The sequence below is a fragment of the Arthrobacter echini genome (assembly GCF_004803505.1).
GTDB lineage: Bacteria > Actinomycetota > Actinomycetes > Actinomycetales > Micrococcaceae > Arthrobacter_D > Arthrobacter_D echini.
In genome coordinates, this window is record NZ_SSWH01000002.1 from 180,662 (window position 1) to 207,595 (window position 26,934).

Sequence of the window (26,934 nt, forward strand, 5' to 3'; positions counted from 1 at the left end):
ACCTCCTGGCGGGGTCACCTGCGCACGGTTATCCAGTTTGCCATGGAGTGTTCGTAGCAGCGACTTCCTCCCGGACCCGCAAGGGCTCCGGCAGGACGGTCGTTGCCGGCTCCTCCTCGGTGCGAGCAGATCGTTGAAGGACGGGGGCCGCCACGCTAGATTCTCACCATGCGTCCTCCACGCCCAGAGATGTCCGACACCACGCCGCCGCCCGTACTGCTCACCCGCAGCCCGACCGGAACCGTGCGACTCGCGGGGTGGCTCTGGTTCAGCAGCGTGGCGCTCGGGCTGGCCGCCGTCGTCCTTCGTGTCCTCGACCGCGAGGGCCAGCTCTCCTACCTGCAGGAGACTGCCGCCGAAGTGGATGCGACCATTCCCGCTGCGGATCTCGAGACGGTCGCTCTCATCGCCTTCTGGGGCACCGTCGGGGCACTTCTCATCGTGTTTCTCTCGGAGGCGATCCTGGTCCGGCCGTTCCGACTCGGTCTCGGCTGGACCCGCTGGGTGCTAACGGTGCTCCTGGTGGTGAATCTGGGCGCCACGCTCCTGGCGTCGGCGTTCCTCACGGACGACTCCGGCACTCTCCAACCGACACCCGTCCTCCTGTCCGTGCAGGCCCTCCTCGCTGTCGCGGCGCTGATCCTGTCCTTCCTCCCGACCTCAAGTCGCTGGTTCAGGGACGTTCGTACTGCTCCCGGCGTGGACCCGTCGTGATCCGGGACCTCCGGCGGCCTCGCGATCAGGCTGCCGATGGTCCCGGACGAGTTGCTCGCAGGAGCGTACGACCACCTGGCAGGCCTCGACGGCGGTTCGGTCGGTGAGTGGATTCTCCGCGACGAGGCGCCAGCGGCGCAGTTCGGCCAGCGCCGTGGAGCTGATGTCGTCCGGAGAGGCATCGTCGTCGAGCGCCAGACGCTGTGCGGCACTCACGCCCGAGCCTCCGACCAGGCGCTCGGCGTCCTGTGCGTACAGAGCAGACAGCGGAACGGCCCGCGAACGAAGTGCCGACAGCACTCTCAGCTCCCGGAGCTGGTGGGCGCCGGTCTCGATCCTCTCGATCGATCCCAACAGGCCCCGGCCCTGCGGCGACGGGTCGGCGCGCGCCAGCGCTCCTACACCGGTGAGGACCGCCCTGGCCCGGAGCTGATCGGACCGCGCCCTGAACTGACGCTCCACGAGCTGCAGGAGCTGATCGAGACCGCTGCGCCGCGCCAGCTCGTCGGCGAGTTCCGAGGAACTGTCGACTCCGCCGCGCAGCAGCGCGCACGCCAACCGGATCCCGAACACGCCGAAACGGTCGAGGAGGGAGGCGCGGAGGCCCTGATCGACCTGCAGTGCGGCGTCGGCGCGCACGAAGCGGTCCGCCGACAGCAGCATCTTCTCCCGCACGTCTCGCTCGAGCGCCGCGAGGACCGCAAGCGCCCGGAATTCCTCCTGCCGCAGGGTGCGGGCACTCTGTGCCAGCAGACCCGCGATCGGAACGACGTCGAGCGCGAGCGCCCGCAGGGAGGGATCCGATCGGTACCGGTCGGCGATCCCGGCTGCGGAGATCAACGAGTCGATCCTGCCCGCCCCCACCTCGTCGGCCCGCGACAGGACGGCGAGGGCGTTGACGGTCCCCGAGCTGCCGGTACTGTCGTCGCGGAAGGCCTCGAGGAAGCTCAGGTCGGAAGCGTGCAGATGACGCATCAGGTAGATCACGGCGTCGGCCTCCGACGCGTTGTCCCCGGGCGTCAGTAGACGCAGGCTGCGTTCGGAGACCCCCGAGGAGAGGGAGGCGATGCCGGGGGTGTCGATCAGCGTCAGCCGGCGGAGGCTCTCGGCGGGCCAGTCCACCACGAGTCGTTCCACGTCCTCGGGGCGGAGGCCACCGAGTTCGAACTCGAGCCGTCCGGCGATCCGCCGGACGGGCAGGAGCACCTGCTCCCCACCCGTGCGGTGCAGGGTGATCCTCGGTGTCGCCGACCAGCGGTACCAGGTGACGATCCGGGTGCACTCCCCCGCATCGGTCGGCGCGATCTCCTCGCCGATGATCGCGTTCAGCAGGGTGGACTTACCTGCCTTCATCATGCCCGCGATCGCCACCCTCAGCGGTTCACGCAGGCGATCGGCGAAGGCATCGAGCGCTGCGCACGCGGCCGGGTCGTTCGCATATGCCGAGCGCGCCCGGATCAGGAGCTCCTCCACCGCTGCCGACGTGCTGCTCATCCGGCAACCTCTACAGCCTCTGCTGCCGACTCCCCGGTGGTCGCCTCGACCGGGACCAGGGCTGCAGCCTGCTGACGCAGGGTGGACACGCGCGCGAGCATGCCTCTGAGCTCGCTGATCCGGTGGTCCCTGTCCTTCGCCCGGGACGACGAGGTGCGCTGTGCAGCAGCCACGGAGTCGGTCAGGGACCGGTGGTACTCCTCGGCGATCTCCGCGAAGTGATCGCGGGTCTCGCGCTGAACGAGCCGCAGGCGGTCCTTGAGCTGCTTGCCGACCTGGAAGACGACGTCGTCGATCTGGCGGCGCACCATCGTCTTGGCCTCTGCCTGACGGCGCTTGAGCCGCGCCTCCTTGTCCTCGCGGTAGGCCTTGCGTCCGAGGAGCAGTCCTGCACCTACCGACAGCGGATTGATCAGTGACATCCCGACGATGCCCGTCAGCAGGCCGAACATGAGCACGCCACCGTACGAGCCGCGCATCCCGATCAGGATCTTGCCGGGAAGACTCACCCTGCCGGGATCCAGATCCGGCACCTCCTCGACGGGGGTGAGGACGTCGTCGGTTCCGGAGACCTGAAGCAGCGGCAGCGGCACCTCGTCCCGTGCGAACAGCTCCGCGACCTCGCCGGCCAACCACTGCGACCGCTCGTTGGTCCAGACGAACGTATCCGACACCGCGGAGGCGACGCGCTGTTCCAGCCACTGTGCGAACTGGTCCCACACCTCTCCCGGATCCGCGGTGTCGATGGCCGTCTCCGCCTCGCGCTGGATCCTGCGCAGGCGGTCCCGGAGATCATGTTCCATGTCCGCGATGAGATCCGACATTCCATCGTTGAGGGTGACCTGCCAGCGCGCTGACCGCCGGCGCTGCTGGTCCGCCTCCGCCTTCGTCTCCTCGAGGTCGGCCAGGAGCGCCTCGACGCCCTCGGGATTCTCCAGGGCGCTGAGCTCGGAACTCAACGCGAGGTGGAGGTGTTCCGCCGTCGAGAGCAGATCCTGCGCCACCGATCGTCTCTGGAGCGCTGCGGCCTTCCCGGCGATCTCGCGCAGCAGGTAGGTCACGAGTTCGGTGAAGCCCGACTCCTGGTTCAGCTCGGCGTCGTTCGTCCGCCCGGCATGCAGGCGCAGATCGGAGGATACGGGGATCAGCGGGACCGTACCAGCCCCGGCTCGATCCAGGTGACCCCGGTCCAGCTCCAGGATCCTGCGCCACTGCGGATACAGATCGGTCTTGGAGAGGACGCAGGCCACCGTGGGCACGATGCGCTGGGCCTGCCTGAGGAAGCGGAGTTCGGGTTCCGTGTACTCCTGGGACGCATCCGAGACGAGCAGCATGGCGTCCGCCGTCGGAAGAGCGGTCAGCGTCGTCAGCACATGCGCCGAGTCCAGCCCGCCCACACCGGGCGAGTCGATGATGGACAGGCCACCGGCCAGGATCCTGCGGGGCAGCCCCACCTCCGCCGAGGCCACGCGCTGCACATTGCCCGGATTGTGCCGCTCCGAGACGTAGTGGGCGATGTCCGCGAGTGCCACCGGACGCTTCTCCAGAGGTGCGCTCTCCTCCCCCGCCGCGGCGCCGTCGATCGGGACCAGTACTGCGGCGGACGCCGGATCGCCCCACCGGACCACCGTGGGTACGGAGGTGGCGATGTCGTCGTCCACGGGACAGACCGGTGCGTTCACGAGAGCATTGATGAGCTTGCTCTTGCCCTGCTTGAACTCGCCCACGACGATCACCCGGACGTCCGGCTCGGCCAGGCGCCGGAGGGTCTGCTCGAGGCGCTGCTTCAGATCGTCCCGCTCTCCCACCGAGACGAGCTCGATGGCGTCCTCCACCATTCCGACCAGCTCCACCATCGTGCATCCCCTCGTTCACCGGATCCGGACAACGGTCCGACCCGACGAGGAGATGACTCCCCGTCGGGCCGGACCGGTTACCCGGTTATTATCGTGTGCTGTCCTGCCTAGTGACCAGGCTCCTCCACCGCGACATCGGTGTCGACGACGACGTCCAGGGAGTTGTCCTCGTTGAACGAGTCGTCGATCGAGGTGAACTCGTTCTCTGAGTTGTCGTTGAACGAGTCCACGACGGCCACCGCCGTGTTGTCCGAGTAGTCGTTCAGCGAATCGTTGACGTCGACGTCGGTGTTGATCGACTCGTCGTTGAACGAATCCACCACTGCCGTGTTGACGGAGGCATCGGTCGTGATCTCGTTGAACGAATCCACGACCGCCGTGTTGACGGACTCGTCGGTGGTGGTCGAGTTGTCGTTCAGCGAATCGGAGATGGCGACGTCGAGATCGACCGAGTTGTCCGTGTTCGTGGTGGTCGAGCTGTCGTTCAGCGAATCGTTGATCGAGTTGTCGGTGTTGACGGTGTTGCCGTTCAGCGAATCGGCGACCGAGTTGTCCGTGGTGGTGGTGGTCGAGTTGTCGTTCAGCGAATCGGAGATCGCCACGTCCAGATCGACCGAGTTGTCCGCGTTCGTCGAGTTGTCGTTCAGCGAATCATTGATCGAGTTGTCGGAGTCGTCGTTGAACGAGTCGTTGACCGAGTTGTCCGAATTGTCCGAATTGTCGTTCAGCGAGTCACTGATGTCCACGTCCACCGAGTTGTCGGAATTGTCCGAGTTGTCGTTGTACGAGTCCCTCGTCGAGTTGTCGTTGTTGGAGTCCACGGTATCGCCGACGACGACGCTGGCACCGCCGGCCGCCGAGACGTTGGTGGAGCTGTTCTGGGAGTGGTCGTCGGAATTGTCGACCGAGTTGTCGACGACGGCGTTGCCGTTGGCGGCAACCGCATGATCGCCGGAGGCGACGTAGGCGTCGTTGTCGAACATCTGGCTGACGTCACCGTTGGCCCAGATGTTCTGGTTGACGGAGCTGTCCACGATCGTGTCCCGATCGTCCACCGAGGAGGTGTAGGAGTAGTTGTTCACCACGTGCATGAGCTGCTGCACGGCGTGCCCGTGGTCGGTGTCCTCCCCACCTGTGGCCGGCGTCTCCGGGACCGGTGGTGGTGTGGAACCGCCACCATTGCCGCCCCCGCCGTTACCGCCTGTACCGGAGCCACCCGTCCCACCGGCGCCACCGTCTCCACCCGTCCCACCGTCTCCACCGTCTCCACCGTGTCCACCGGCACCGCCTGCTCCTGCTCCATTGTCGCCGCCGGTGCTCGGGGCTCCGTTCCCGCCGCCTGGGTGTCCGCCTGCTCCATTGTCGCCGCCGGTGCTCGGGGCTCCGTTCCCGCCGCCTGGGTGTCCGCCTGCTCCATTGTCGCCGCCGGTGCTCGGGGCTCCGTTCCCGCCGCCTGGGTTCCCACCGACGCTCGGAGCACCGCCGGTACCGGGCATGCCAGGCATGATGGGTGCGCCCGGCATCATCGGGGCCACATCACCGGAGGAGTTGCCACCGGTCAGGTAGGTGCGATCGAACGATGCGTTGACCGGCGCGTAGTCCAGGACCACCGGCATGACGGCGTCGACGTCGTCCATGCAGACGCCGTCGAGGCCCGCTGCGGCGAGGGTGCCTTCGGGGTCGGCGAGGAACGCGTCGGCCGCATCCGCGTCGCGGAAGAGATCCATCAGGAAGTCGAGGAGATCGTTGGCGAGAGTGGTCATGGGACAATCCTTTGCTCTATGTCACGGTGCTCGATGTCACGGTGCCGGTTGCACCCGGCGTCGTTGCCGGGGTTGATGCAAATCTAGGGTCGGGCGGCTGAAGGGGCATCGGGGCGCCGCCCCCTATCGCCGCCCCTGTCGTTAGGGGTTGATCGGTCCGTCGATTAGGGGATCAGGGGGCTGCGGGGATGCGCGCACCGGTGTCCGCGATGAGCGGGCGCAGACGTGCGAGCAGGTCGGAGCGGGTATCGGCGCCGAGACGGCGCCGGATCCGCGCCATGTGGTGCTCGACGGTCCGAGGCGAGATGAACACCGTCTCGCTGATCTCGCGGTAGGTGCGGCCCTGCACCACGAATGCGGCAATCTCTCGCTCCCGGTCGCTCAGGAACGCGCCCACCGTGTCCACTCCGGCATCTGCTCCCTCGTCCCGCGTGCTCGCGGGGATCCTGCCATCCCCGGTCTGCGGAGCATCAGCTCGGAGCGCCCGTTCACGGTGAGGGCGGGACCGACCGGTGCTGCGCGCGGACGCGGGCACCGGCTCCGGCGCTGCTGCAGGGGCCGTCCGCCGCGGGGCCGGCCGGAGGTCACGGGCACAGGCGAGCAGGCGGATCATGTCGCGTCGCTCGCCAGCCCGCGCCGAGGCGTGCCCGGCAAGTCTCGCGCCGTCCCAGGCATGCCCCACCTCGGCCAGTCCCCGGGCGGCGGTCTCGACCGCGTCCGGATCGATCCGCCCACCCAGGACCCGGACCCAGGCTCGTCCGGCTGCGGCGTAGGTTCCCGCCAGGGGGTGGTCCGCCGCCGCCCGGACGAGGGCGGCAGCGTGCGGTGCCAGCCGCGCGGGACGCTCCAGCAGGAGCTCTGCCTGGACGGCGCACCAGCGCAGCGGAACCGTCCAGAGCGCCGGTTCACCGATTCTCTCCAGCAGGGACCAGGCTTCGTCGACGAAGGGCTCGAGGAGCTCGGCCTTCCTCAGGCGTGCCCCGGCGATCATGAGTTCACCCAGCGGCAGCAGGGTGAACAGGTCGACGGTGACATGGAGCAGCGCCTCTCCGGCACGCTGCCACGCGTACACGAGCCCCGCCGTGTCGTCGGTCCTCCGAGCCATGCCCACCTGCAGTGCGCACAGGAGCACCTCGTCGCGCGGGACGAGGTCGCTGACGGACGCCCTGGCCCGGGCGATGAACTCGTGCGCGTCGTCGAACTGTTCCGCCAGCATCGCGGCCCAGGCGGCGATCAAACACAGCCGCGCACGCTCTCCGTCACCGCCCTGTCGCCCCTCGAGCGCTGGTGCTATGACTGATCGTGCGGTGGACGGCGCTCCGGCCATGATTGCTGCGAGGCCGGCGAGCGCGGCCGGGGTCTCCGGGCTCGGCAGGAGCCGGCCCGATGCCGTGAGGGTGTCCGAGGCACGCACGAGCAACGGGAGCGCCCGCCCGGGTGATTCGAGGGAAGCGAGCACACCGTCCGCGAGGAGCATGGCGGAGACCTCTGTGAGGGACGGGGACCGGGTCAGCTGCTGAGCTGTCCTGAGCTCCAGCGCGCCGTCCCGGTCCCCGGCTGCGACGAGGGCGACCACGCCCAGGGGGTCCGGGCTGCCCTGCTCCACACCCGCTGCCCATCGATGGACGGCGGCGGCACGGGACATCATGCCCCGCTGCGCCCACACACTGGCCGACACCCTGACGGCCCGGGAGAAGTCGGGCAAGCCCGACCCGTGCGCCTCATCGGCGGCTGACTCCTCACCCCCGGCGAAGTACTCATCGAGGATGCGGCATGCCACGTTGAGCTCTCCCGAGGACGCAGCCGCTTCGGCACGAGCTGCCGCGAGGCTCGCGGGGTCGGCGCCTGCGGCCACGGCCAGATCGAAGAGCTCGAGCGCCTCGGCGGGATCATCGGCCAGCGCCGCCACGGCCTCCTGCAGCAGCAGCGGAGGCAGTCGCGCATCCTGGAGGCCGTCCCGGGCAAGATCCTGGGCCAGGCCTCCCAGCGGCACCCCGTGATCCTCGTGGACCTCGATCAGCGTGCGCTGCAGACGACGTACCTGGAACGCGTCGGCCTCGTGCAGGACACTGGTGCGCACATCGGGATGGGGCCGGCCCGCCTGTGTCACCAGACCATCGGCCGTCGCCCTGGTGATGAGGGATTCGAACGATTCACCGGCGCTGTGCACCAGGGGCGGGACAGGTCCGAACGGCCGGAATCCGACACTCAGTGCCAGGACGGCCTCGCGCAGGGCGGGGTCGTCGATGCTGCGGACCGTGTCGGTTCCGGCTGCGGGTGACGGCGTCAGGGGGTCGGTGTGGTCCACCCGCATCGCTCAGCCCTCCGAGGGGACGGGTGTTCCGGCCGGCGTCGACTGTGGATCGGGTGGTTCCGGCTCGCCCGCGGGCTCCGCCCGGGCACCGTTGCCCTCCCCGGCCGCGGCGTCGCCGGATCCTGGTGCCGTCGTGGGATCGGTCGAACCTGCGCCGGGTGCAGGGGTAGGAGCCGGTGGTTCCGGGAGCGGCTCGACGGGGATCGATCCGGGGGCGGGCGACGGCGGAGCAGGCGTGGTCGGTTCCACGGGAACCGGGGCTGTCGGCTCCGTCGTCGGTTCCTGAGACGGTGCCACGACGGGAGGATCCGGTGAGGGGGACGGCACCGAGGGCGACGGCGCTACTGGTGTCGTACCCGGTGCGGGCGCACGGGGTGGCTTGCCCGGCACCGCGGACGGTGCGGGGGCGACCATCGATCCGTCGCCCGTGGAGCGCGCCGCGGGCGTGGGGTCCGTCGCAGCAGAACGCGCGGGCTCCGGTGTCGGGCCGATCGTCTCCGCGCCGCGCCTGGCGGGCTCCTCGTCCGTCGGCTCCTCGGTCGGTTCCTCGGTCGGTCCCTCGGTCGGTCCCTCCGAAGCACTGCGCTCGTCCTGATCGGCCCCAGCCGTCCGGGCACCGTCCCCGGATCCGGAGGGTTCTGCGGAGAGACCGCCGCTGAGAGTCTCCTGTACCCGGTCCAGCAGGGTGGGCCCCGGGCTCGACGCGAGCCCGTCCACCGAGGCCTCATCCGCCTCGGCGGTGACGCCGTCATCCGATGCGTCGGTCTGCTCCGGGACCGTCCCGGACCGGGCGGCGTCGGCCCGCTCACCGCCGGCAAGGGACGTCAGAGCGGACAGGGGTGTCGGCAAACCGGCGGCGGTGGCCGTGGCGACACCGAGCAGGGCCACCGCGCCGAGCACGAGAGCCGCGCGTGTACCCGTCCGGCGACCCGCTGACCTGCGCACCGGCCCGTGTTGCGGGACGAAGGGCCTGGCCGTGCCGTGCTCGGCTCCCGCAGCGTCCGTCCCCTGGTCCCCGGCCGGATCCGCCTCGGCACTGCTGCCCACCCGGTCCTCCTCGAGTGCCCCTGCCGCGAACGCTGCCCCGAGGGCGATCGAGGCTTTCGGGTCCGCATCGACCGCGAGTGGACGTTCGAATTCCTCCGACAGGAGCTGTGCCACGAACGGAATCCTGGACGAGCCACCGATCAGCAGGATCGCCGACACATCCTCGGGGTTTACCTGCGCCCGGTCCATCGCGGCACGGAGCACGTCGATCGTCTCGCGGATGTCCGGCTCGATCATCGCTTCGAACTCGGAACGGGTCAGCCGGACGAGGGCCTGCCCACCCGGAAGATACCCAGGGATTGTTGCATCCGCGTCCGCGGAAAGGGCCTCCTTGGCCTCCGAGCACTCCCTCCTGAGCCTGGTCAGTGCCTGCACGGTGCCGGGTGCCGAGGGATCGAGATCAGTGAGGCCTTCAGGTAGGGATCCGATCACGTGGGCGAACACCCGCTGATCGAAGTCGGCTCCGCCCAGTCGTTCCAGACCCGACGGCTCACCCAGGACGGTGAATGCATCAGCGGTCTTGGCCAGGACAGTGGCATCGAAGGTACCGCCACCGAGATCGTAGACGGCGAAGGTACTTCCCGGAGCTACCCGCTGCTGGGCGGCGTAGGCGAGAGCAGCAGCCTCCGGCTCGGTGATCACCAGGACCTCACCGATCCCGGAGCGTACCAGCGCGTCCTGGACGGAGGTGATCCTGTGTTCGCCCCACGCAGCGGGATGCGTCACCGTGATCGAGGCCGCGGGCTCACCCTCGCGCTGTTCGGCGAGATCGACCACGTGGCCCACGAGCATTGCGAACAGATCCTCGGCGAGCACTGAGTTCCCGCCCATCACGAGCGGAACGTCGTCACCGATCCGGCGCTTGAACTCACGCGCGAGGCACTCGGGCCGGAGCATCCCTCTTCGCTCCGCGGTCTCACCCACCACCGCGCTGCCGTCGTCGTCGATGAAGACCAGGGACGGCATGGACGTGGCACGCAGACCGAGGGGGAGGATCTGCGGCTCCTGCTGCGCTCCCTCGGTCCTGATGATGGCGGCGGCCGTATAGCTCGTTCCTACATCGACACTGACGTGATAGGACATCTTTCTCCCGGACGCGGTTTCCCCATGACCAACTCTTTCCAGCCAATACCGCGTCCTCCGGGCGGACAAGAGTAATCACCCGCAGCCATTACGTGATTCCACGTAGCGGATACTTGGGTAGTGCGTCGCGGCCGCACGATGCGGTATCGGGGGAGTCACGCCGAGGAGATCGTCCCGGGCCGGAGCCCTACTCCCCCACCACCTCCGCCGCCTCCATCCACTGGGCCTCGAGACCCTCGATCTCCGCCTGCAGTTCCTGCAGACGCCCGTTGATCTCGGCGATGTGGCCGAAGTCGGCGTCGGGTCTGGCACCGGCGTCGTTCATCTGCTGCTGCAGTTTCCCCTTCTGCGTATCGACCCTGGTGATCTGCCGCTCGATCCGCGCGAGATCCTTCCGGGCCTGACGGAGCTCCGCCTCGCTGGAGCTGCCGGTCGATCCACCGCTGACGGCGGGCGAGGCCGCGGCAGCGGTGGCTGTCAGCGGACCGGCAGCCGTGCGCAGTTCGAGGTACTGGTCGACGCCTCCGGGCAGGTCACGCAACCTGCCGTCGCCGAGCAGAGCCATCTGGGAGTCGGTGACGCGCTCCAGCAGGTAGCGGTCGTGGGAGACGACCACGAGGGTACCCGGCCAGCCGTCGAGTACGTCCTCGATGGCGGAGAGGGTGTCGGTGTCGAGGTCGTTGGTGGGCTCGTCGAGCATCAGGACGTTCGGCTCACCCACGAGCAGGCGTAACAGCTGCAGCCGACGTCGCTCACCTCCCGAGAGTTCACTCACGCGCGTCCACTGCTTCTCGTTCGTGAAGCCGAGCTGTTCCACGAGCTGGCCGGCCGAGACCTCCTTGCCGCCGACGGCGAACACGCGCTTCTCCGACTCGATGACCTCGATGACCCGGCTGTCCCTGACGTCGTCGAGCTCGCGGACCTCCTGGGAGAGCACGGCGGTCCGGACGGTCTTGCCCCTCTTGTACTTGCCCGAGGTGGGGCGCACATCACCGTTGAGCAGTCGCAGCAGGGTGGTCTTGCCCGAGCCGTTGACACCGACGAGGCCGAGGCGCTGCCCGGGGGCCAGACGCAGCGTGATCCTGTCGAAGAGCTCGCGCTCGCGTCCCTCGCCGTCGTTGATCGTCAGACTCACGTCCTCGAGATCGAGCACGTCCTTCCCGAGGCGGGACATGGCCATCCTGCTCAGGGCCAGTGAGTCCCGCGGTTCGGGGACATCGGCAATGAGCTCGTTGGCCGCCTCGATGCGGAACTTGGGCTTCGCCGTACGCGCCGGAGCGCCCCGGCGCAGCCAGGCGAGTTCCTTCTTGACGAGCTGCACGCGCTTGGACTCGACGACGGCGGCCATCCGGTCGCGCTCGGCACGGGCCAGCACGTAGGCGGCGTAACCGCCCTCGAAGTCGTCGACGACGCCGTCGTGGACCTCCCACGTGTGGTTGCACACCTCGTCGAGGAACCAGCGATCGTGCGTCACCACGAGCATGCCGCCCTCGTTCGCCCGCCAGCGCTGCCTGAGGTGACGCGCGAGCCAGGCCACGCCCTCGACGTCGAGGTGGTTGGTGGGCTCGTCCAGCATGATGACGTCGTCGTCCGCGATGAGCAGTTTCGCGAGCGCGACCCGCCGCTTCTGCCCGCCGGAGAGCGAGGATACCCGGGCATGCCAGTCCACCTCCGAGACGAGTCCGCCCATGACATCGCGGATCCTGGGATTGGAGGCCCACTCGTGATCCGCCTGGTCACCGACGATCGCGCGCCCGACGTCGAGATCGCCGTCGAGCACGTCCGACTGGTCGAGGTACCCGACCGAGACGTCGCGGCGCTTGGTGACCCGGCCTGAATCCGGGGTGGTCCGCTGCGCGAGCAGGCGCAGCAGGGTGGACTTCCCGTCGCCGTTGCGCCCGACGACGCCGATGCGGTCGCCCTCCTCGATACCGAGGGAGACCGAGTCGAGGATGGTGCGGGTGACGAAGGCGACGCTGAGATTTTCGGCGCCGATCAGATGTGCCAAGGAGATACTGCTTTCGGTCGGAACGGTGGAGCTCAGCCTGCGGCGTCCGGGACGAGCCGCGCTCCGTGCGCCGGGCCCTGGACCGGCAACGCCTGCAGCCCCTCGGCGTCCAGGACGGCTGCCAGTTCGACCGCCTGGCCGGAGCTCCGGGTGAGAAAAGCGATGGTGGGACCGGACCCGGAGACCATTCCGGCAAGTGCGCCCGCGTCCCTTCCCGTCTCAAGGATATCGCCCAATCCCGGCGCGAGCTCGAGTGCCGCCTGCTGGAGGTCGTTGTGCAGCAGGGGTGCCAGGCCGAGCGCGTCGCCTGCCCGCATCATGCCGAGGACCGCCGGGTCGATCTCTGGCCGGGGATCGACGTCGACGCCGTCGCGCAGCCGGATCTCGTCGAGTCTCCGGTAGACCTCGGGCGTGGAGAGCCCGTAGTCGGAGCTGACCAGCACCCAGTGCAGTGGTGTCTTCGAGATCGCCGGGGTGAGCACGTCCCCGACCCCGAGCCCGACGGCGGTCCCGCCGACGAGCGCGAAGGGCACGTCCGCTCCGAGGTCGACGGCGATCTTCGCGAGCTCGTCCCGCGAGAATCCGCTGCCCCAGAGCGCATCGCAGGCGAGCAGGGCAGCCGCGGCGTCCGCCGAGCCGCCGCCCATTCCGCCCGCGATGGGAACCCGCTTGGTGATGTCCAGGTGCACGCCGGTACGGCCCGGGCTGACCTCCGCGAGCAGCTCGGCGGCCCTGACCGCCAGATTCGTACGATCCAGCGGAATCGACTCGGGCGGCAGGTTGAGGGTCCCCTGCCCGTTGACGCTCACGCTGACGCCGTCGCCGCTGGTCTCGGACGCCGTGACCTCCTCGAAGAGTGACACGGCCAGGAACACGCTGGCTATGCCGTGGTAGCCGTCCTCACGTGGCGGTCCGACGCGCAGCGCCACGTTGATCTTCCCGGGGGCGCGGACCCGGACGGACCGTGCGCCGGAGCGCAGATCGACTGTTCTGCCCGGACCCATGCTTCCCAATCTAGCCCACCGGCTCAGTCGGTACGCTGACCGTCCACGGTCCCGACGGGTTCGTCGAGGTGCGCCTCGGCGATGCGCGCGAACGCACTGATGTCCAGCACTTCACCGCGCGCCGTCGGAGCCACTCCGGCCGAGCGCAGGGCCTGTTCGGCGAGCGCCGGCGTCCCGGCCCAGCCCGCGAGGGCTGCGCGCAGCGTCTTCCTGCGCTGGGCGAAGGCGGCGTCGACGACGGCGAAGACCTCCTCGCGGGAGGCGCGGGTCGCCGGGGGGTCGCGCCGCATGAAGCGGACCAGGCCGGAGGCGATCTTCGGCGCCGGCCAGAACACGTTCATACCGATGACCCCTGCCTTCGTCATGGTCGAGTACCAGGCGGCCTTCACCGAGGGGATGCCGTAGGTCCTCGAGCCCGGAGGAGCAGCGAGCCGGTCTGCGACCTCGTCCTGGACCATGACCAGTCCGTGCCGGAGCGAGGGGAACCGCTCGAGGAGATTGAGCACCACGGGGACGGCCACGTTGTACGGCAGATTGGCCACGAGGGCGGTCGGTTCGTGCGGCAGGGCGGTGACCCGCAGGGCGTCGGCGAGGACGACGTCGAGAGCGGCGACGCGCTGCGGCCGCCAGCGGAGGATGGTGTCCGGGAGTCGTTCCGCCAGGACGGGATCGATCTCGACGGCGACGACGCGCTCGGCGGCGTCGAGGAGGCCGAGGGTCAGCGATCCGAGTCCCGGGCCCACCTCGAGGACGGTCTCGCCCGGATCGAGGTGGGCGGCTGCGACGATCCGGCGGATGGTGTTGCCGTCGATCACGAAGTTCTGCCCGAGGGTCTTGGTGGGACGGATCTCGACCTCCGCCGCCAGTCTGCGGATGTCTGCTGCTCCCAGAAGGGGTGCGGGCTGTCCTGCAGCAGAGGGGGTTCTCACCCTGTCATCGTATCGGCCCGGCACCACAGCCCCCGGGGCCGGTTGGCGCGTCATCCATACGCTGTCATCTGTGCCCTGTCATCTGGGTCCTGTCATCTGGGTCCTGTCACCACGTCCCGTAGACCGCCTCCGTGTTCCGCGTCAAGCGGGCGCAGAGCGCATCGAGTTCCGTATCGAGGAGCTCCGCCATGGCCCTGACCGTGGCGGGCATCACGTAGGACGCGTTCGGGCGTCCGCGGTAGGGGTGGGGCGTGAGGAAGGGTGCGTCGGTCTCCACGAGTACGAGCGCGGGATCGGCGACCAGGAGTGCCTCACGAAGATTCGCCGCATTCCTGAACGTGAGTGTTCCGGCGAAGGACATGTACCAGCCCTGCTCGTTGCACCGGCGGGCGAGTGCGGCGTCGCCCGAGAAGCAGTGCAGTACCACCCGATCCGGTGCGCCGTCGGCCAGCAGGGTGGCGACGACGTCGTCGTGCGCGTCGCGATCGTGGATCTGCAGGGCCTTGCCCAGCCGTTTGGCGATGTCGAGGTGACTGCGGAAGGACAGCAGCTGACTTCCCCGGCCGTCCTCCCCGGTCCGGAAGTAGTCGAGCCCCGTCTCGCCGAGGGCTCGGACCCGCTCACCAGAGGCGAGCTCCTCGATCTCCCCCAGCGCGTCGTCGAGCGTGCCCGCCTCGGCCAGGAGGGGCGCTTCATTGGGGTGCAGGGCCACCGCTCCGAGGAGCCGGGCGTCCTGCTCGACGACGGCCGCCGTCAGACGCGATGACGCCAGGTCGGTTCCCACCTGCACGGCGCCGCCCACCCCCGCCGCCGCGGCGACGTCGAGAGCCTCCCCGACCGACACCTCCACCGCTCCGTCGCGGAAGTCGAAGTGCGTGTGATTGTCGATCACCGGCACGGGCAGGGGCTGCGGCAGCGGCGGGTACCCTCCCTTGCGCCGCGATCGACGGGTCGTGGACCCGGTCTCCGCCGGGTCGTCGGTGGACCCGGTCTCCGCCGGGTCGTCGGTGGGGCCGGACGACGGCTCGGGTTCCCGGTACGGCGCAGGTGTCTCACCGACGGTAAAGGGATGCGGGGACGGCTCGGCGCTGGCTGGCATGGTGCCAAGCCTAGTCAGCTCGAGGAACTTATCTCACGGCGGGCCGGTTGTAGCTAGTACTCTGTTGGATCATTCAGCGGTGGACCAGTCGACCCGCCCAGCAGCCGTCCATGAAGCGATGACTGCAGCGACTGCCCACCAGCCGCCTGCCCGGAAGGTACCCATGGACGCTCGACCCGCCGCCGTGACGGACCAGGAGCCGCAGCCGGCGCCCCCGACCGGCGCAACGGGACCCGACGACGCGTTCCACGACATCAGCACCCGCATCCTCGAGGCCGTCGAGACCGTGATCGACGGCAAACCCGACGCCGCGCGCCTGGCCCTCACGGTCCTGCTGGCACAGGGCCACCTGTTGCTCGAGGACGTGCCGGGGGTGGGCAAGACGATGCTCGCCAAGACCCTGGCACGAACCATCGACTGTACGGTCAATCGCATCCAGTTCACTCCGGATCTGCTGCCCTCGGACGTCACGGGTGTGTCCATCTTCGACCAGGACTCACGGCGCTTCGAGTTCAGGCCGGGGCCGGTGTTCGCGAACATCGTGATCGGCGACGAGATCAACCGCGCGTCGGCGAAGACCCAGTCCGCCCTGCTGGAATGCATGGAGGAGCACCAGGTGACCGTCGATGGCCGTACGCATGTTCTCGGAGATCCGTTCATGGTCGTGGCGACGCAGAACCCGATCGAGATGGAGGGCACCTACCCCCTCCCCGAAGCGCAGCGGGACCGCTTCATGGCGCGTATCTCGATGGGCTACCCGGATGCCCGGGCCGAGGCCGACATGCTCGAATCGCACCAGTCCGTGAATCCGCTCGAGGGTATCCGGGCCGTTGCCGGGGTTCCGGATGTCATCGACATGATGCGACAGGTGCGCAGTGTCCATGTCTCCGAGTCGGTGAAGCACTACACCGTGGCGATCGGCCGGGCCACTCGCGAGCATCCGCGACTGCGACTCGGGGCCAGTCCCCGCTCCCTGTTGCAGCTGCTCAGGGCGGCGAAGGCCTCGGCGGCACTGGAAGGCCGCGACTTCGTCCTCCCGGACGACATCGCCGCCATGTCCGACGCCGTGCTCGCACACCGCCTGCTGCTGGATCGCAAGGCCACCAGCGCCGGGGACACGGCGTCGGCCATCGTCGCCGAGGTGCTCTCGCGGGTTCCCGTGGCCAGGCAGACCCAGCGGCGCTGACGATCGTGACGACGCTCGACCCGACGGTGCCTGACGACGACTGCATGCCACCCGTGGACCAGGAACCGGAGGACACCTGATGGCACTTCCCGACAGGCTACCCTCGGGTATCCTCACCGCGCGGGGCTGGGGGTTCATCCTCTCCGGCGTCGTGGCGCTCCTGTTCGCCCAGACGCTCGGTCGCCGTGATCTGCTCTACGTCGGCATCCTGCTCCTGAGTCTTCCCGTCACCTCGGCGGTCGTCCTGCGGCTCGTCAAGCCGCGCTTCACCATCGCACGACATTTCCAGCCGGAGCCCATCGAGGTCGGGGGCACGACGACGGTGAGCCTGGAGCTGACCGCATCCACCGCGGGCGGGGCGAGTATCTCGATGGAGGAGCAGTTGCCTGCGCGGTTCGGGGACACGCCACGGTTCTCCTACCCCTCGGCGAATCCGATGCCCGACGGCGTCTCGCGCTACGAGTACCGGCTCCGGTGCGCCTCACGCGGTGTCTTCGCCATCGGCCCGGTCACGGCGGAGTTCATGGATCCCTTCGGCCTCGTGACCTCACGCCACGTCCTCGGCGGGACGGAGGACCTCGTGGTCACCCCCTCGGCCGTGGACCTCCTGGGGGCCGCACTGTCCGGTGTGCGGGGAGCTGACGGCCGTGTCTCGACACGGAGGCAGGCCAACCCGAGCGACGACGACGTCATGACCCGCGAGTACCGCCACGGCGATTCGATGCGGCGCGTGCACTGGCCGGCCACCGCCCGCCACAGCGAACTCATGGTGCGCCAGGAGGAATCGGTCACCACCGTCGAGGCCACCCTCCTGATGGATCAGCGGCACCACAGCTTCACCACGGGTTTCAGTGCGGCCTTCAGTGGAACAGCGGCCGGACCCGACGCCATGTCCACCTCGCCTGCCTTCGAGTGGGCCGTGACGGCGGTCATGTCCATCAGCGCGCACCTCCTCGAGCGCAGCTACGCCCTGCGCTTCCTGGACCAGCACGGCGCCCCGGCGCTCCTGCGCTCCGTCTCGGCCCCCTTCCCCACCGACGAGGAGCACCGGGGCGCCGGTGCCATCGCCGGGATCGCGGAGGGCCTGGCGGCCCTGGAGCTCGCGCCGGAGACGGGGCGCCGTGGTCATCGGGAGCCCTCGGGCAGCACTGCGGTGCGTCCCGGACGGTCCTCCGGGCGATCGCCGCGTCCGGCGCGAAGCACCAGGAGCAGTGACGGCACCATGACGGCGGACAGGGCTCCGGGGCCGCACACTGCCTTCGGGGACGAGCTGCTGGACGGACTCGCCGGCACGCGGCATCGGGGACCGCTCATCGCCGTCCTCGGCGTTCTCACGCAGGAGGAGGCACGGGCGCTGGCCTCCGCCGTCGACTACGGCTCGGCCTCCTACGCCATCATCGTCTCGGAGCGCCCTGCTGATGCGCGCCGTGAGCTCGAGATCCTGCGGAGCGCCGGCTGGCATGCGAGCGCGGTCTCTCCGGCAGCTGCCCTGCCGGCCGTCTGGGCCGGCCTCGAGCAGGATTCCGGCACTGCCTACTCCGGCACTGCCCACTCCAGCACTGCCCACTCCGGCACCACGCCGTCCGCCATGACCACCGGTGGTCCGGCGCCGGACGCTGTACGGCTCTCCTCCCAACCACCTCGGCAAGGCCCTGAATGACCTCCACGCTGTCCCGTCCCGCATCGGCTCCCTCCGCTCCCCCTGATAGCGGCGCCGAGACCCGCGCCCTGCGTCAGGCTGATCCCTGGCACTGGCTGGTGACGGGTGCGGTCCTGCTCACCGTCGTTGCGGCCGCGAGCAGTCTCAACGGCGTGGTGGAGCCGTGGACGTGGTTCCGGCCGGTCACCGGCACCCTCGTCCCGGTCCTGCTGGTCATGGCGCTCGTGCGGACGGTACGCCCGGGCAGGGTGCTGCCGACCCTCGTCGGCCTCGTCGCGCTCGTCGGGACCCTGAGCGCGCAGTTCCTCCCGCGGCAGAGCATCCTGGGCGTGGTTCCGGGACCCGGTAGCCGGCTCGAGGTCCGGCGACTGCTGGCCATGGCCGGCGAGACCGTGGTGTCGGAGGTCGCTCCCGTCCTGGCGGACCCGGGGATCCTGCTGGTCATCTGCGCGTCGCTCGGAGCAGTCGCCATCCTGGTCGATCTCCTCTCCACGTCGCTGCGCATGCCTGCGGCGAGCGGTCTGGCATTGATCGTCGTCATGATCCCGGCGGCCATCGTGAAACCCGCCGGCGTCGGGATGAGCGCATTCGTCGTCACGGTCCTCGCCTTCCTCCTGCTCCTCGCCGCGGCGCAGTGGCGCGAGAACCGGCTCGCCGGCGCCGGCGGGAGGCCGTCCTCCGGCTTCGTGGGCCGCAGCCTCATCATCACGGCGGCGGCGCTCGCCGTGACCGTGGCCCTGCCCCAGCTCATCCCCGGCTTCACCTCCGGGGCCTTCCCGCAGGGTTCGCGCCTGAACGTGTGGGGCACGGCCTCGGGCCTGAACCCGGTCGTGACGCTCGGGAACGATCTGCGCAACCCCTCCGGGTCCGGGCGCATCACCTACTCCACCAACTCGGACTCCCCCGTGTACCTGCGTGCCGTGACCCTCGAGGATTTCAGCGGCCGTCGATGGGAGCCCGACCAGCGCATCAACGACCGAGAGGAGGGGGTCGCCCGGATCGGAGCGGAGCGGGGGGCACCCGAAACCACCACCGGACAGACGATCTACACCCACATCCGGACGCAGAGCTACGCCAGCCCCTGGCTCCTGTCACCCTACGCGCCCGAGAGCGTCATCGATCTCGCGGGGAACTGGGCCTGGGATCCGGCGAATCTGTCCATCATGGCGACGGACGGTGGTTCCACGGCGGGCCAGGACTATCTCGTCCGGAGCCGCTCGGCGTCACTCACGAAGGAGGGGCTGGCAGATGTCCGGCCCTCTGCCGGCGCGGCTGTCCCGGAGGTGTTCTCCGGACTCCCCGCCGACACGCCGGAGATCGTCCTGACGACGACGGACGACGTCGCCGGTGACCTCGTCGATCCGTACGACAAAGCCCTGGCGATCCAGAGCTATCTGCGCGGCCCCGAGTTCACCTACTCGCTGGAGGCACCCGTGGAGGGCGGGTACGACGGCAGTGGCATGGGTGTGATGGCGGAGTTCCTCGAGCTGAAGGCGGGATACTGCGTGCACTACGCCGGGACCATGGCGGTCATGGCGCGTGCGGCCGGTATTCCCAGCCGAGTGGCCATCGGGTACACACCCGGCACGGCGACGGGTGACGTCGAGATCGGCCCGGGCGGCCTGGAGCTCGAGCAGTTCACCGTCGATTCCCGCAACGCCCATGCCTGGCCCGAGCTGTACTTCGAGGGCGTGGGCTGGGTCCGCTTCGAGCCCACGCCCTCACGTGGAGTGGTCCCGGCCTACGCGCAGCAGGCGTTCGTACCGGGTGGGACGAGCGCCGACGACTCCGATGCCCTGAATCCGCGCGGAGTCACGGACGCGGTGGAGCCGACGACGCCGCAGACCTCCGAGGCGACGGACCAGGACGGACCCGGCGGTACCGGGGAACCGGCCGTGGCCCCGGTCCTCGTCGCCGGGCTGCTCGTCGCGGCTCTCGCACTCGTGGTGCTGCTGCCCCTGGGACTGCGCACGCTCAGGACCGGTTCCAGGCGTCGCTCCGCGACAGCGACCGGTACACCCGTGCAGGAGGCTGCGACACTCGCCTGGGCAGAGACCAGCGACGCCGCCGCCGACCACGGGTACGCGCCGGAACCCACCGAGACCCCACGGAGCTTCGAGCGGCGACTGGCCCGGGACGCGGGGCTCGACGGTGGAGCCGCGGATTCTCTCTCACGGCTGCGTTCGGGGTACGAACACGCCGAATACGCAGAGCAGGCCGACCCGAGTGGTCCGGCACTGCATCCTGTGGACGGGCCCAAGCCCGGAAGCGTCCGGACCGTCGCACGCCAGCGCCCGGTCGCGCAGAGCTGGGGCGACGTCGACGCCGTCACCGCCGCCCTGCGACGCGGCAGCCCCCTGTCCGTCAGGATACGGGCGCGGCTCCTGCCGCGGTCACTGTGGACCCGCTCCGGGCGTACGCTCCGCTGACGGGCGGCGGCGTCAGCGGACGCCCGTCAGGAGGCCGAGGGATCGGCGATACCGACGTACTGCGTGTACAGGTACTCCTCGATGCCCTCAGCCCCACCCTCGCGGCCCAGACCGGACTGCTTGACACCACCGAAGGGCGCCGCCGCGTTCGAGATCACGCCGGCGTTGAGCCCCAGCATCCCGACCTCCAGCCGCTCACCGATCCGCAGGCCGCGGTTCAGGTCGCGAGTGAAGACGTAGGCCACCAGACCGTACTCGGTGTCATTGGCCAGTTCCACGGCCTCGTCCTCGGTGCTGAACGTGACGATCGGCGCGACCGGCCCGAAGATCTCCTCCTGCAGGATCCTCGAGGACCGGGCCACGCTCGTGAGCACCGTGGCCTGGTAGAAGTACCCGTCCCCGGGCACCGGCTCTCCACCGGTGACGGTCCGGGCGCCGTCGGCCACGGCGGAGGTCACCAGGTCGTGGACCTTGTCGCGGCTCTTGCCGTCGATCAGCGGGCCGAGCGTCGATTCCTCCTCGGTGCCGCGCGCCGTGGTCGTGGTCCCCATGCGCTCGGCGAGGGCGTCCGCGAAGCGATCGACCACCGATTCGTGGACGATGAAGCGATTCGCGGCAGTGCAGGCCTCGCCCATGTTCCGCAGCTTGGCGATCATGGCGCCGTCCACCGCCGCATCGATGTCCGCGTCCTCGAAGACGAGGAACGGGGCATTACCGCCGAGTTCCATGGAGGTCCGCAGGACGTTCGCCGATGCTGCCGCGAGGAGGCTGCGTCCTACGGGAGTGGACCCCGTGAAGGAGAGCTTCCGCAGCCGGGAGTCGTCGATCAGCGGACCCGTGACGCTGCCTGCGTTCGTGGTGGTGACGATGTTCAGGACTCCTGCCGGGAGGCCTGCCTCCTGCAGCACCGTGGCGAACAGGGCGGACGTCAGCGGAGTGAGGGCGGCCGGCTTGAGGACCATGGTGCAGCCGGCCGCGATGGCCGGTGCGATCTTCCGGGTGGCCATCGCCAGGGGGAAGTTCCACGGTGTGATGAGCAGGCTCGGCCCCACGGGCTTCTTGTGCACCAGCAGCCGCGACCTGCCGTCCGGTGCGAGAGAATACCGGCCGGAGGCGCGCACGGCTTCCTCCGAGAACCAGCGGAGGAACTCCGCGCCGTAGGTCACCTCGCCTCGCGCCTCGGCCAGCGGCTTGCCCATCTCGAGCGTCATCAGCAGCGCGAATTCGTCGGCGCGCGCCGTGACGAGGTCGAAGGCGCGGCGCAGGATCTCCCCCCGCTCGCGGGGAGCGGTGGCCGCCCAGGCCGCCTGCGCCTCGACGGCCGCGTCGAGTGCTGCCATGCCGTCCTCCGGAGTCGCATCGGCGATCGTGAGCAGCGTGCTGCCCGTTGCAGGATCCTGGACGTCGAAGGTGGCGCCCGAGGAGGACTGGCGCCACTGGCCGCCGATGAGCAGACCCGTGGGCACCTTCTCGAGCAGTGCGTTCTCCTGGTCGATGGTGACAGCCATAGCGAGCTCCTTCGCAAAGATTCCGGGCGTGCCCGACGGCACATTCCCGCTCACGCTAACCCTGCCCACGAGGGCTGTCCACTGGAAGCTGCACCACTACGCGCGATGTGCATTGGACTCCTGCACAGTCCCCGCGGCGGTCAGCGCGAGGCGATGACCGCCGCGTAGAGCTCGCGCTTGCTCACCCGAGCGGTGGCGGAGACCGCCGCGACCGCATCCTTCAGGCGCATGCCGTCCTCGAGCAGGGCGGTGACCTCGAGGACGTGATCCTCCGGTCGGGAGAGCGGCGCATCAGGAGCTCCGCCGACCACGACGGCGATCTCGCCACGCACCTCGCCGTCCTGGGCCCACTGCAGCAGTTCCACCAGCGATCCCCGGATCACCTGTTCGTGCACCTTCGTCAACTCGCGCGCCACCGCGGCCGGACGGTCCGAGCCGAATTCCTGCTGCAGTGAGCGCAGCATGGCCTCGAGCCGGTGGGGAGCCTCGAAGAACACCATGGTGCGACGCTCGGAGGTCAGTTCGGCGAGGCGCACCGCGCGCAGCCCCGCCTTGCGCGGCAGGAAGCCCTCGAAGCAGAATCGGTCGGTCGGCAGTGCGGACAGGGCCAGCGCGGCAAGGACCGCGGAGGCACCGGGCACGGTCGTGAGATCGAGTCCTTCCGCGACCGCCGCCTCGACGAGCCGGTAGCCCGGATCGGACACCGCCGGCATACCCGCGTCGGTGACCACCAGGACGGTGGCGCCCTCCCGCACCAGATCGAGGAGCTCCGGCGTCCGCTCGGCCTCGTTGTGTTCGTGATAGCTGATGATCCGGCCCGTGCGGCTCACGCCGAGTGCCTGGACAAGCCGGTGCAGACGCCGGGTGTCCTCGGCGGCGACGACGTCGGCGCTGTGCAGGAGACCGATGAGCCGTTCGGTCGCATCGCCCATGTTGCCGATCGGGGTCGCTGCCAGGACCACGCGACCCCGACCGCTGCCGTCGCCGGCAGTACCCCGATAGGCGGTGACCGCAGGCTGCAGGGAGTCAGGCTGCGGGTCTGCCGACTGCATGTCGACGTCGTCGTGCGTGTTCTGGCCGACGGCCCCGGGTGGCTGGTTCACCTCATCACCCTATCCCCGGCGCGTGCCGTCCGCGCCGGAACCATGACGCGCCGGTACCATGACGCGCCGGTACCATGACAATGTGAGCCACGCCGCCGTCCAGCCCCGACGCGACCCGGCGCAGCAGAGCGGATCCCGCGTGCTCGATCCACGTCGGGCCTTCACCGAGGCGGCACTGCGCATCCGGCTCCTCGGCCCGGTCTCCCACGCCGGCTGGCCGCGCTGGATCCTTCCGCTCCTGATGGCGGTCCTGGGCGGGGTGCTGCGCTTCGTCAGACTCGACGAGCCGGGCTCGCTCGTGTTCGACGAGACGTACTACGTCAAGGACGCCTATTCGCTGCTGCGCTCCGGGTACGAACGCGAGTGGCCGGAGGACGCCGACGAATCCTTCGCGGCAGGTGACCCCGACGTCCTGCTCGACTCCGCCGACTACGTGGTGCACCCGCCCGTCGGCAAATGGATGATCGCCTTCGGCATGGCCCTGTTCGGCTCCGACAACGCGTTCGGATGGCGTTTCTCCGCCGCACTGGTCGGCACGCTCTCGGTGCTCCTGATCGCTCTCGTGGCCCAGCGGATGTTCGGCTCGGCGATCCTCGGAGCCGCGGCCGGGCTGCTCCTGGCAGTCGACGGTCATCACCTCGTCGAGTCGCGCACCTCTCTGCTCGACATCTTCCTCAGCTTCTGGCTGCTCGCCGCCTTCGCCGCACTCCTCGTGGACCGGGACGACGGTCGACGGCGGCTCGCGCGCCGACTCGCGGCTCTCGCCGCCACGAGCGGGATCGGCGTTCCGCCTCGGCGGCAGCTGATGTACGGGCCCTTCCTGGGCCTGCGGTGGTGGCGACTGGTCGCGGGCATCTGTCTGGGTCTGGCACTGGGCACGAAGTGGTCCGCCCTGCCGTTCATCGCGGCCTTCGGCCTCCTGAGTGTCGCCTGGGACCTCAGTGCACGGCGGATCGCCGGCGTCCACCGCTGGATGCTCGGCGGAGTGGTCAGGGACGGCCTGCTGGCCTTCGTCAGCATCGTCCCGGTGGCGCTGGCGACCTATCTCGCGACCTGGACGGGCTGGTTCCGTTCGACCGACGCCTACGACCGCCAGTGGGCCCAACAGCATCCCTCCGCGCTGTGGGGCTGGCTGCCGGACGGCGTGCGCTCCCTCGCCGAGTACCACCGCAGTGCCTACAGCTTCCATCGCGGTCTCGGCTCGGACCACCCCTATGAGGCCGGCCCCCTGTCCTGGCTGGTGGTGGGGCGGCCCACGTCGTTCTACTACGAGAAGCCCCAGGGGTGCGGCGCGGAGGCGTGCTCGCAGGCGGTGACGGTCCTCGGCAATCCGCTGATCTGGTGGAGTGCCGCACTCTCGCTCCTCGTGCTGCTGTTCTCCTGGCTGGGGCGCCGCGACTGGCGGGCAGCGGCGATCCTCACCGGCGTCGCCGCGGGATACCTGCCGTGGTTCCTGTACCCGGAGCGCACCACGTTCTACTTCTACGCGGTGTCCTTCGAACCGTTCCTCATCCTGGCCCTCACCTACTGTCTCGGTCTCGTTCTCGGCGCCCCCGGGGCCGACGGCGCCCGGCGGACGTGGGGCGTCGTCCTGGTGGGCCTCTTCCTCGCCGCCGCCGTCGTGCTCTCGGCCTACTTCCTGCCGATCTGGACCGCCGAGATCATCCCCTACGAGCAGTGGCGGATGCGCATGTGGTTACCGAGCTGGATCTGAGGACGGCCAGGGCATCAGTTCCCGAGAGCCTCACGGAAGCGGCTCGAGTCCTGGTCCTGTGCAAGCAGGGAGCGCTCGCGCCGCGCCCTCGTGGGCCAGCTGAGCAGCAGGGTGAGGGCCGTCGCGACGAGCACCAGGAGCCCCACCGTGGTTGCCGAGTCCGACCAGAACTGCTCGGGGAACAGGCGGATGAGAGTGTCGTCGATGCGGAACGTCCACGTGCCGTCGGGGAAGAACACGGCGTGGACCTGCGTGAAGAACTGCTCCCAGGCCACGACGGCGAGCACCCCGAGGATCACTGCGCCTGCCAGGGTCAGCACCGCGCCCGCGAACAGTGCCCGGCGGACGCCTCCGCTGTAGCGGCGGCGGAGATGGACGCAAGCGAGGACGGCCAGGACCAGGAGCACCAGGCCGATGAAGAACCCGAGTCCGAGCACCTGCTTCACGTCCGTCATGTGATCGACCTCGGAGGCGAGGAACAGTGGCTCCCCGTCCTCGCCCACGAGTCCCCCGAGATACCGGGGAGGCGCGAAGTTCACGACGTAGTCCAGCGCATAGGAGCCGTACGTCATGCGGTCCTCGAGGGAGAAACCGAAGCGGTCCGCGGGGAAGCCCGGGCGATGATACTCGACCCACAGGAACGACGACGTCGCGACGAACCGCACAGCCGCTGCCACCACGACGACCGGGAAGAACAGGGCGACGACGACCTGGAGGAACCGCGCGAACCGGGGCTTCCTCCAGGTCGTCGCACGATCACGCAGCGCGGCGCGGCGCGCCGCGTCCCGGTCCAGGACCGGAGGGGTCACTGCACTCGCGCCCGCCGTCGGGCCGTGGACCACCGTCTGCCGGCCGTCGTCGTCGGTCGTGCGGATCCCGTCGGTGCGTGCCACTGCCCTGTCTCCTCCTGTACGTCACCGGTCGTGATGTCCGGCCCTGTCGAGAATACCCGGCGGCACCACCGGCGTGTTCCCCGTGATCCGCGGGCGTGACCTCACAGGGAAGTACACCTAGGCGGTGATGACGCCCGCGCCCCGGTCCGCGGCGTCGAGATCCCCGCTGTGACCTGCGAGCACCGCTCGCCGGCCGAGGATCAGGGTGTACGCCCAGTAGGCGGCGAGGACGAGGAAGCCGATGGTCAGGCGCAGCCAGGGAGGCAGCGGACTGGGTGTTACGAAGCCCTCCACGAGCCCGGAGACGAGCAGGACCACGACGAGCCCGAGCGCGACGGTGATCAGTGCCCGGCCCTCCTGCGCCAGCGCCTCGGAGCGCAGGCGCCGTCCCGGGGCGACCCAGGCCCAGAAGATCCGCAGCCCGGCAGCCGTCGCGACGAAGATCGCCGTCAGTTCCATGAAGCCGTGCGGGAGGATGTAGAGGAAGAAGACGTCGAGCCTGTCGTAGGACGCCATCATGCCCGCTGCCAGGCCGATGCCCTGTGCGTTCTGGTACAGGATGTAGAGGGGCCAGAAGCCCGTGACGCCGAAGGCGACGGCCTGCACCGCGATCCAGGCGTTGTTGGTCCAGACCAGACCGGCGAAGGACGCCGCCGGATTCTCGGAGTAGTAGCCGACGAAGTCCTGCTCCACGTACTGACGCAGGTCCTCGTCGGATCCGAGTGCCTGGATGACCCCGGGGGTGCCGAGCACCCAGCGTGCGTACAGTCCGGCGACGACGACGAACACCACCGCAATCGCGACGGTGAGCCACCGCACCCGGTAGAGGGCTGCCGGCAGGGAGATCACGAAGAACCGGGCGAGGTCCTCCAGGGCATTGCCTCGGGCCCCGGTGAAGCGGGTCCTGGCCCTGGACAGGCGCATGGACAGCGCACCGGAGAGCGCACTCTCGGGGTCGAGCGACCGGATGATGGACAGGTGCGTGGACACGCGCTGGTACAGCACGAGCAGTTCGTCCGACTCGGCACCGTCGAGACGGCGCTGTCGGACCAGGTGATCGAGGCGCTCCCAGTCGCCGCGGTGCACCTCGATGAATGCGTCCACGTCCATGCGCCCAACCCTATAGTCAT

General features: G+C 69.5%; 18 protein-coding genes. 5 read left to right on the forward strand and 13 right to left on the reverse strand.

What is annotated here, in order from left to right:
• Window positions 1-168 precede the first annotated feature (168 nt).
• Window positions 169-714 (forward strand): hypothetical protein, encoded by a 546-nt coding sequence (locus tag E8P82_RS03220; protein ID WP_136453054.1) that lies wholly within the window; start codon window positions 169-171, stop codon window positions 712-714.
• Here the strand turns inward: E8P82_RS03220 and E8P82_RS03225 are convergent.
• From E8P82_RS03225 to E8P82_RS03270, 9 genes are all read right to left on the reverse strand, one after another.
• Entirely contained in the window at window positions 661-2,208 is a 1,548-nt protein-coding gene (locus tag E8P82_RS03225) for a dynamin family protein (protein WP_136453055.1), read from the reverse strand. The genes E8P82_RS03220 and E8P82_RS03225 overlap by 54 nt on opposite strands.
• Window positions 2,205-4,064, reverse strand: coding sequence for a dynamin family protein (locus tag E8P82_RS03230; RefSeq protein ID WP_136453056.1), 1,860 nt, complete (start codon window positions 4,062-4,064; stop codon window positions 2,205-2,207). The genes E8P82_RS03225 and E8P82_RS03230 overlap by 4 nt, the downstream gene beginning before the upstream one ends.
• 107 nt (window positions 4,065-4,171) lie before the next feature.
• Window positions 4,172-5,827: an IniB N-terminal domain-containing protein gene (locus tag E8P82_RS15380; RefSeq protein ID WP_211096785.1), complete on the reverse strand. Its 1,656-nt coding sequence runs from the start codon at window positions 5,825-5,827 to the stop codon at window positions 4,172-4,174.
• A gap of 172 nt (window positions 5,828-5,999) precedes the next feature.
• Window positions 6,000-8,141, reverse strand: a complete 2,142-nt coding sequence (locus E8P82_RS03245) for a helix-turn-helix domain-containing protein (RefSeq protein ID WP_136453058.1) — start codon at window positions 8,139-8,141, stop codon at window positions 6,000-6,002.
• A 3-nt stretch (window positions 8,142-8,144) separates the two neighbouring features.
• Window positions 8,145-10,271, reverse strand: coding sequence for an Hsp70 family protein (locus E8P82_RS03250; protein ID WP_136453059.1), 2,127 nt, complete (start codon window positions 10,269-10,271; stop codon window positions 8,145-8,147).
• 187 nt (window positions 10,272-10,458) lie between these two features.
• On the reverse strand, window positions 10,459-12,279 hold the full coding sequence (locus E8P82_RS03255; protein ID WP_136453060.1) for an ABC-F family ATP-binding cassette domain-containing protein: 1,821 nt from the start codon (window positions 12,277-12,279) through the stop codon (window positions 10,459-10,461).
• Between the two features lie 32 nt (window positions 12,280-12,311).
• Window positions 12,312-13,283 carry a 4-(cytidine 5'-diphospho)-2-C-methyl-D-erythritol kinase gene (locus E8P82_RS03260; protein WP_136453061.1) on the reverse strand — a complete coding sequence of 324 codons (972 nt, stop codon included), beginning with the start codon at window positions 13,281-13,283 and terminating at the stop codon, window positions 12,312-12,314.
• A gap of 23 nt (window positions 13,284-13,306) precedes the next feature.
• A complete protein-coding gene (gene rsmA, locus E8P82_RS03265; protein ID WP_136453062.1) occupies window positions 13,307-14,266 on the reverse strand; it encodes a 16S rRNA (adenine(1518)-N(6)/adenine(1519)-N(6))-dimethyltransferase RsmA in 960 nt (319 codons plus the stop codon).
• A 52-nt stretch (window positions 14,267-14,318) separates the two neighbouring features.
• Window positions 14,319-15,311: a TatD family hydrolase gene (locus E8P82_RS03270; protein ID WP_136453063.1), complete on the reverse strand. Its 993-nt coding sequence runs from the start codon at window positions 15,309-15,311 to the stop codon at window positions 14,319-14,321.
• Window positions 15,312-15,474: 163 nt separating this feature from the next.
• Here E8P82_RS03270 and E8P82_RS03275 point away from each other — a divergent pair, with 163 nt between their 5' ends.
• The 3 genes from E8P82_RS03275 to E8P82_RS03285 all read left to right on the forward strand — a co-directional run bounded on the left by E8P82_RS03275 (window position 15,475) and on the right by E8P82_RS03285 (window position 20,586).
• The gene (locus E8P82_RS03275; protein WP_136453064.1) at window positions 15,475-16,497 is read left to right on the forward strand and encodes an AAA family ATPase; all 1,023 of its coding nucleotides are present in this window, start codon (window positions 15,475-15,477) and stop codon (window positions 16,495-16,497) included.
• 79 nt (window positions 16,498-16,576) lie between these two features.
• Window positions 16,577-18,157, forward strand: a complete 1,581-nt coding sequence (locus tag E8P82_RS03280; protein ID WP_136453065.1) for a DUF58 domain-containing protein — start codon at window positions 16,577-16,579, stop codon at window positions 18,155-18,157.
• The gene (locus tag E8P82_RS03285) at window positions 18,154-20,586 is read left to right on the forward strand and encodes a transglutaminase TgpA family protein (protein WP_136453066.1); all 2,433 of its coding nucleotides are present in this window, start codon (window positions 18,154-18,156) and stop codon (window positions 20,584-20,586) included. Before E8P82_RS03280 ends, E8P82_RS03285 begins: the two co-directional genes overlap by 4 nt.
• A 26-nt stretch (window positions 20,587-20,612) precedes the next feature.
• Here E8P82_RS03285 and E8P82_RS03290 read toward each other — a convergent pair whose 3' ends face one another.
• Window positions 20,613-22,094 (reverse strand): NAD-dependent succinate-semialdehyde dehydrogenase, encoded by a 1,482-nt coding sequence (locus E8P82_RS03290; protein WP_136453067.1) that lies wholly within the window; start codon window positions 22,092-22,094, stop codon window positions 20,613-20,615.
• 140 nt (window positions 22,095-22,234) lie between these two features.
• Entirely contained in the window at window positions 22,235-23,146 is a 912-nt protein-coding gene (gene rsmI / locus E8P82_RS03295; protein ID WP_136453220.1) for a 16S rRNA (cytidine(1402)-2'-O)-methyltransferase, read from the reverse strand.
• A 133-nt stretch (window positions 23,147-23,279) separates the two neighbouring features.
• Here rsmI and E8P82_RS03300 point away from each other — a divergent pair, with 133 nt between their 5' ends.
• The gene (locus E8P82_RS03300; protein ID WP_425455980.1) at window positions 23,280-24,911 is read left to right on the forward strand and encodes a dolichyl-phosphate-mannose--protein mannosyltransferase; all 1,632 of its coding nucleotides are present in this window, start codon (window positions 23,280-23,282) and stop codon (window positions 24,909-24,911) included.
• A 14-nt stretch (window positions 24,912-24,925) separates the two neighbouring features.
• Here E8P82_RS03300 and E8P82_RS03305 read toward each other — a convergent pair whose 3' ends face one another.
• Together E8P82_RS03305 and E8P82_RS03310 are read right to left on the reverse strand one after the other, a co-directional pair.
• Window positions 24,926-25,804 (reverse strand): TIGR01906 family membrane protein, encoded by an 879-nt coding sequence (locus E8P82_RS03305; RefSeq protein WP_136453069.1) that lies wholly within the window; start codon window positions 25,802-25,804, stop codon window positions 24,926-24,928.
• A gap of 117 nt (window positions 25,805-25,921) precedes the next feature.
• Window positions 25,922-26,914, reverse strand: a complete 993-nt coding sequence (locus E8P82_RS03310; protein WP_136453070.1) for a stage II sporulation protein M — start codon at window positions 26,912-26,914, stop codon at window positions 25,922-25,924.
• Between the last annotated feature and the right edge of the window lie 20 nt (window positions 26,915-26,934).

What these genes read in the sequence shown, in the direction of transcription:
- E8P82_RS03220 (WP_136453054.1), top strand. Translation starts at nt 169, where the DNA reads ATGCGTCCTCCACGCCCAGAGATGTCCGACACCACGCCGCCGCCCGTA.
- E8P82_RS03225 (WP_136453055.1), bottom strand. Translation starts at nt 2,208, where the DNA reads ATGAGCAGCACGTCGGCAGCGGTGGAGGAGCTCCTGATCCGGGCGCGC.
- E8P82_RS03230 (WP_136453056.1), bottom strand. Translation starts at nt 4,064, where the DNA reads ATGGTGGAGCTGGTCGGAATGGTGGAGGACGCCATCGAGCTCGTCTCG.
- E8P82_RS15380 (WP_211096785.1), bottom strand. Translation starts at nt 5,827, where the DNA reads ATGACCACTCTCGCCAACGATCTCCTCGACTTCCTGATGGATCTCTTC.
- E8P82_RS03245 (WP_136453058.1), bottom strand. Translation starts at nt 8,141, where the DNA reads ATGCGGGTGGACCACACCGACCCCCTGACGCCGTCACCCGCAGCCGGA.
- E8P82_RS03250 (WP_136453059.1), bottom strand. Translation starts at nt 10,271, where the DNA reads ATGTCCTATCACGTCAGTGTCGATGTAGGAACGAGCTATACGGCCGCC.
- E8P82_RS03260 (WP_136453061.1), bottom strand. Translation starts at nt 13,283, where the DNA reads ATGGGTCCGGGCAGAACAGTCGATCTGCGCTCCGGCGCACGGTCCGTC.
- rsmA (WP_136453062.1), bottom strand. Translation starts at nt 14,266, where the DNA reads ATGACGCGCCAACCGGCCCCGGGGGCTGTGGTGCCGGGCCGATACGAT.
- E8P82_RS03270 (WP_136453063.1), bottom strand. Translation starts at nt 15,311, where the DNA reads ATGCCAGCCAGCGCCGAGCCGTCCCCGCATCCCTTTACCGTCGGTGAG.
- E8P82_RS03275 (WP_136453064.1), top strand. Translation starts at nt 15,475, where the DNA reads ATGGACGCTCGACCCGCCGCCGTGACGGACCAGGAGCCGCAGCCGGCG.
- E8P82_RS03280 (WP_136453065.1), top strand. Translation starts at nt 16,577, where the DNA reads ATGGCACTTCCCGACAGGCTACCCTCGGGTATCCTCACCGCGCGGGGC.
- E8P82_RS03285 (WP_136453066.1), top strand. Translation starts at nt 18,154, where the DNA reads ATGACCTCCACGCTGTCCCGTCCCGCATCGGCTCCCTCCGCTCCCCCT.
- E8P82_RS03290 (WP_136453067.1), bottom strand. Translation starts at nt 22,094, where the DNA reads ATGGCTGTCACCATCGACCAGGAGAACGCACTGCTCGAGAAGGTGCCC.
- rsmI (WP_136453220.1), bottom strand. Translation starts at nt 23,146, where the DNA reads ATGCAGTCGGCAGACCCGCAGCCTGACTCCCTGCAGCCTGCGGTCACC.
- E8P82_RS03310 (WP_136453070.1), bottom strand. Translation starts at nt 26,914, where the DNA reads ATGGACGTGGACGCATTCATCGAGGTGCACCGCGGCGACTGGGAGCGC.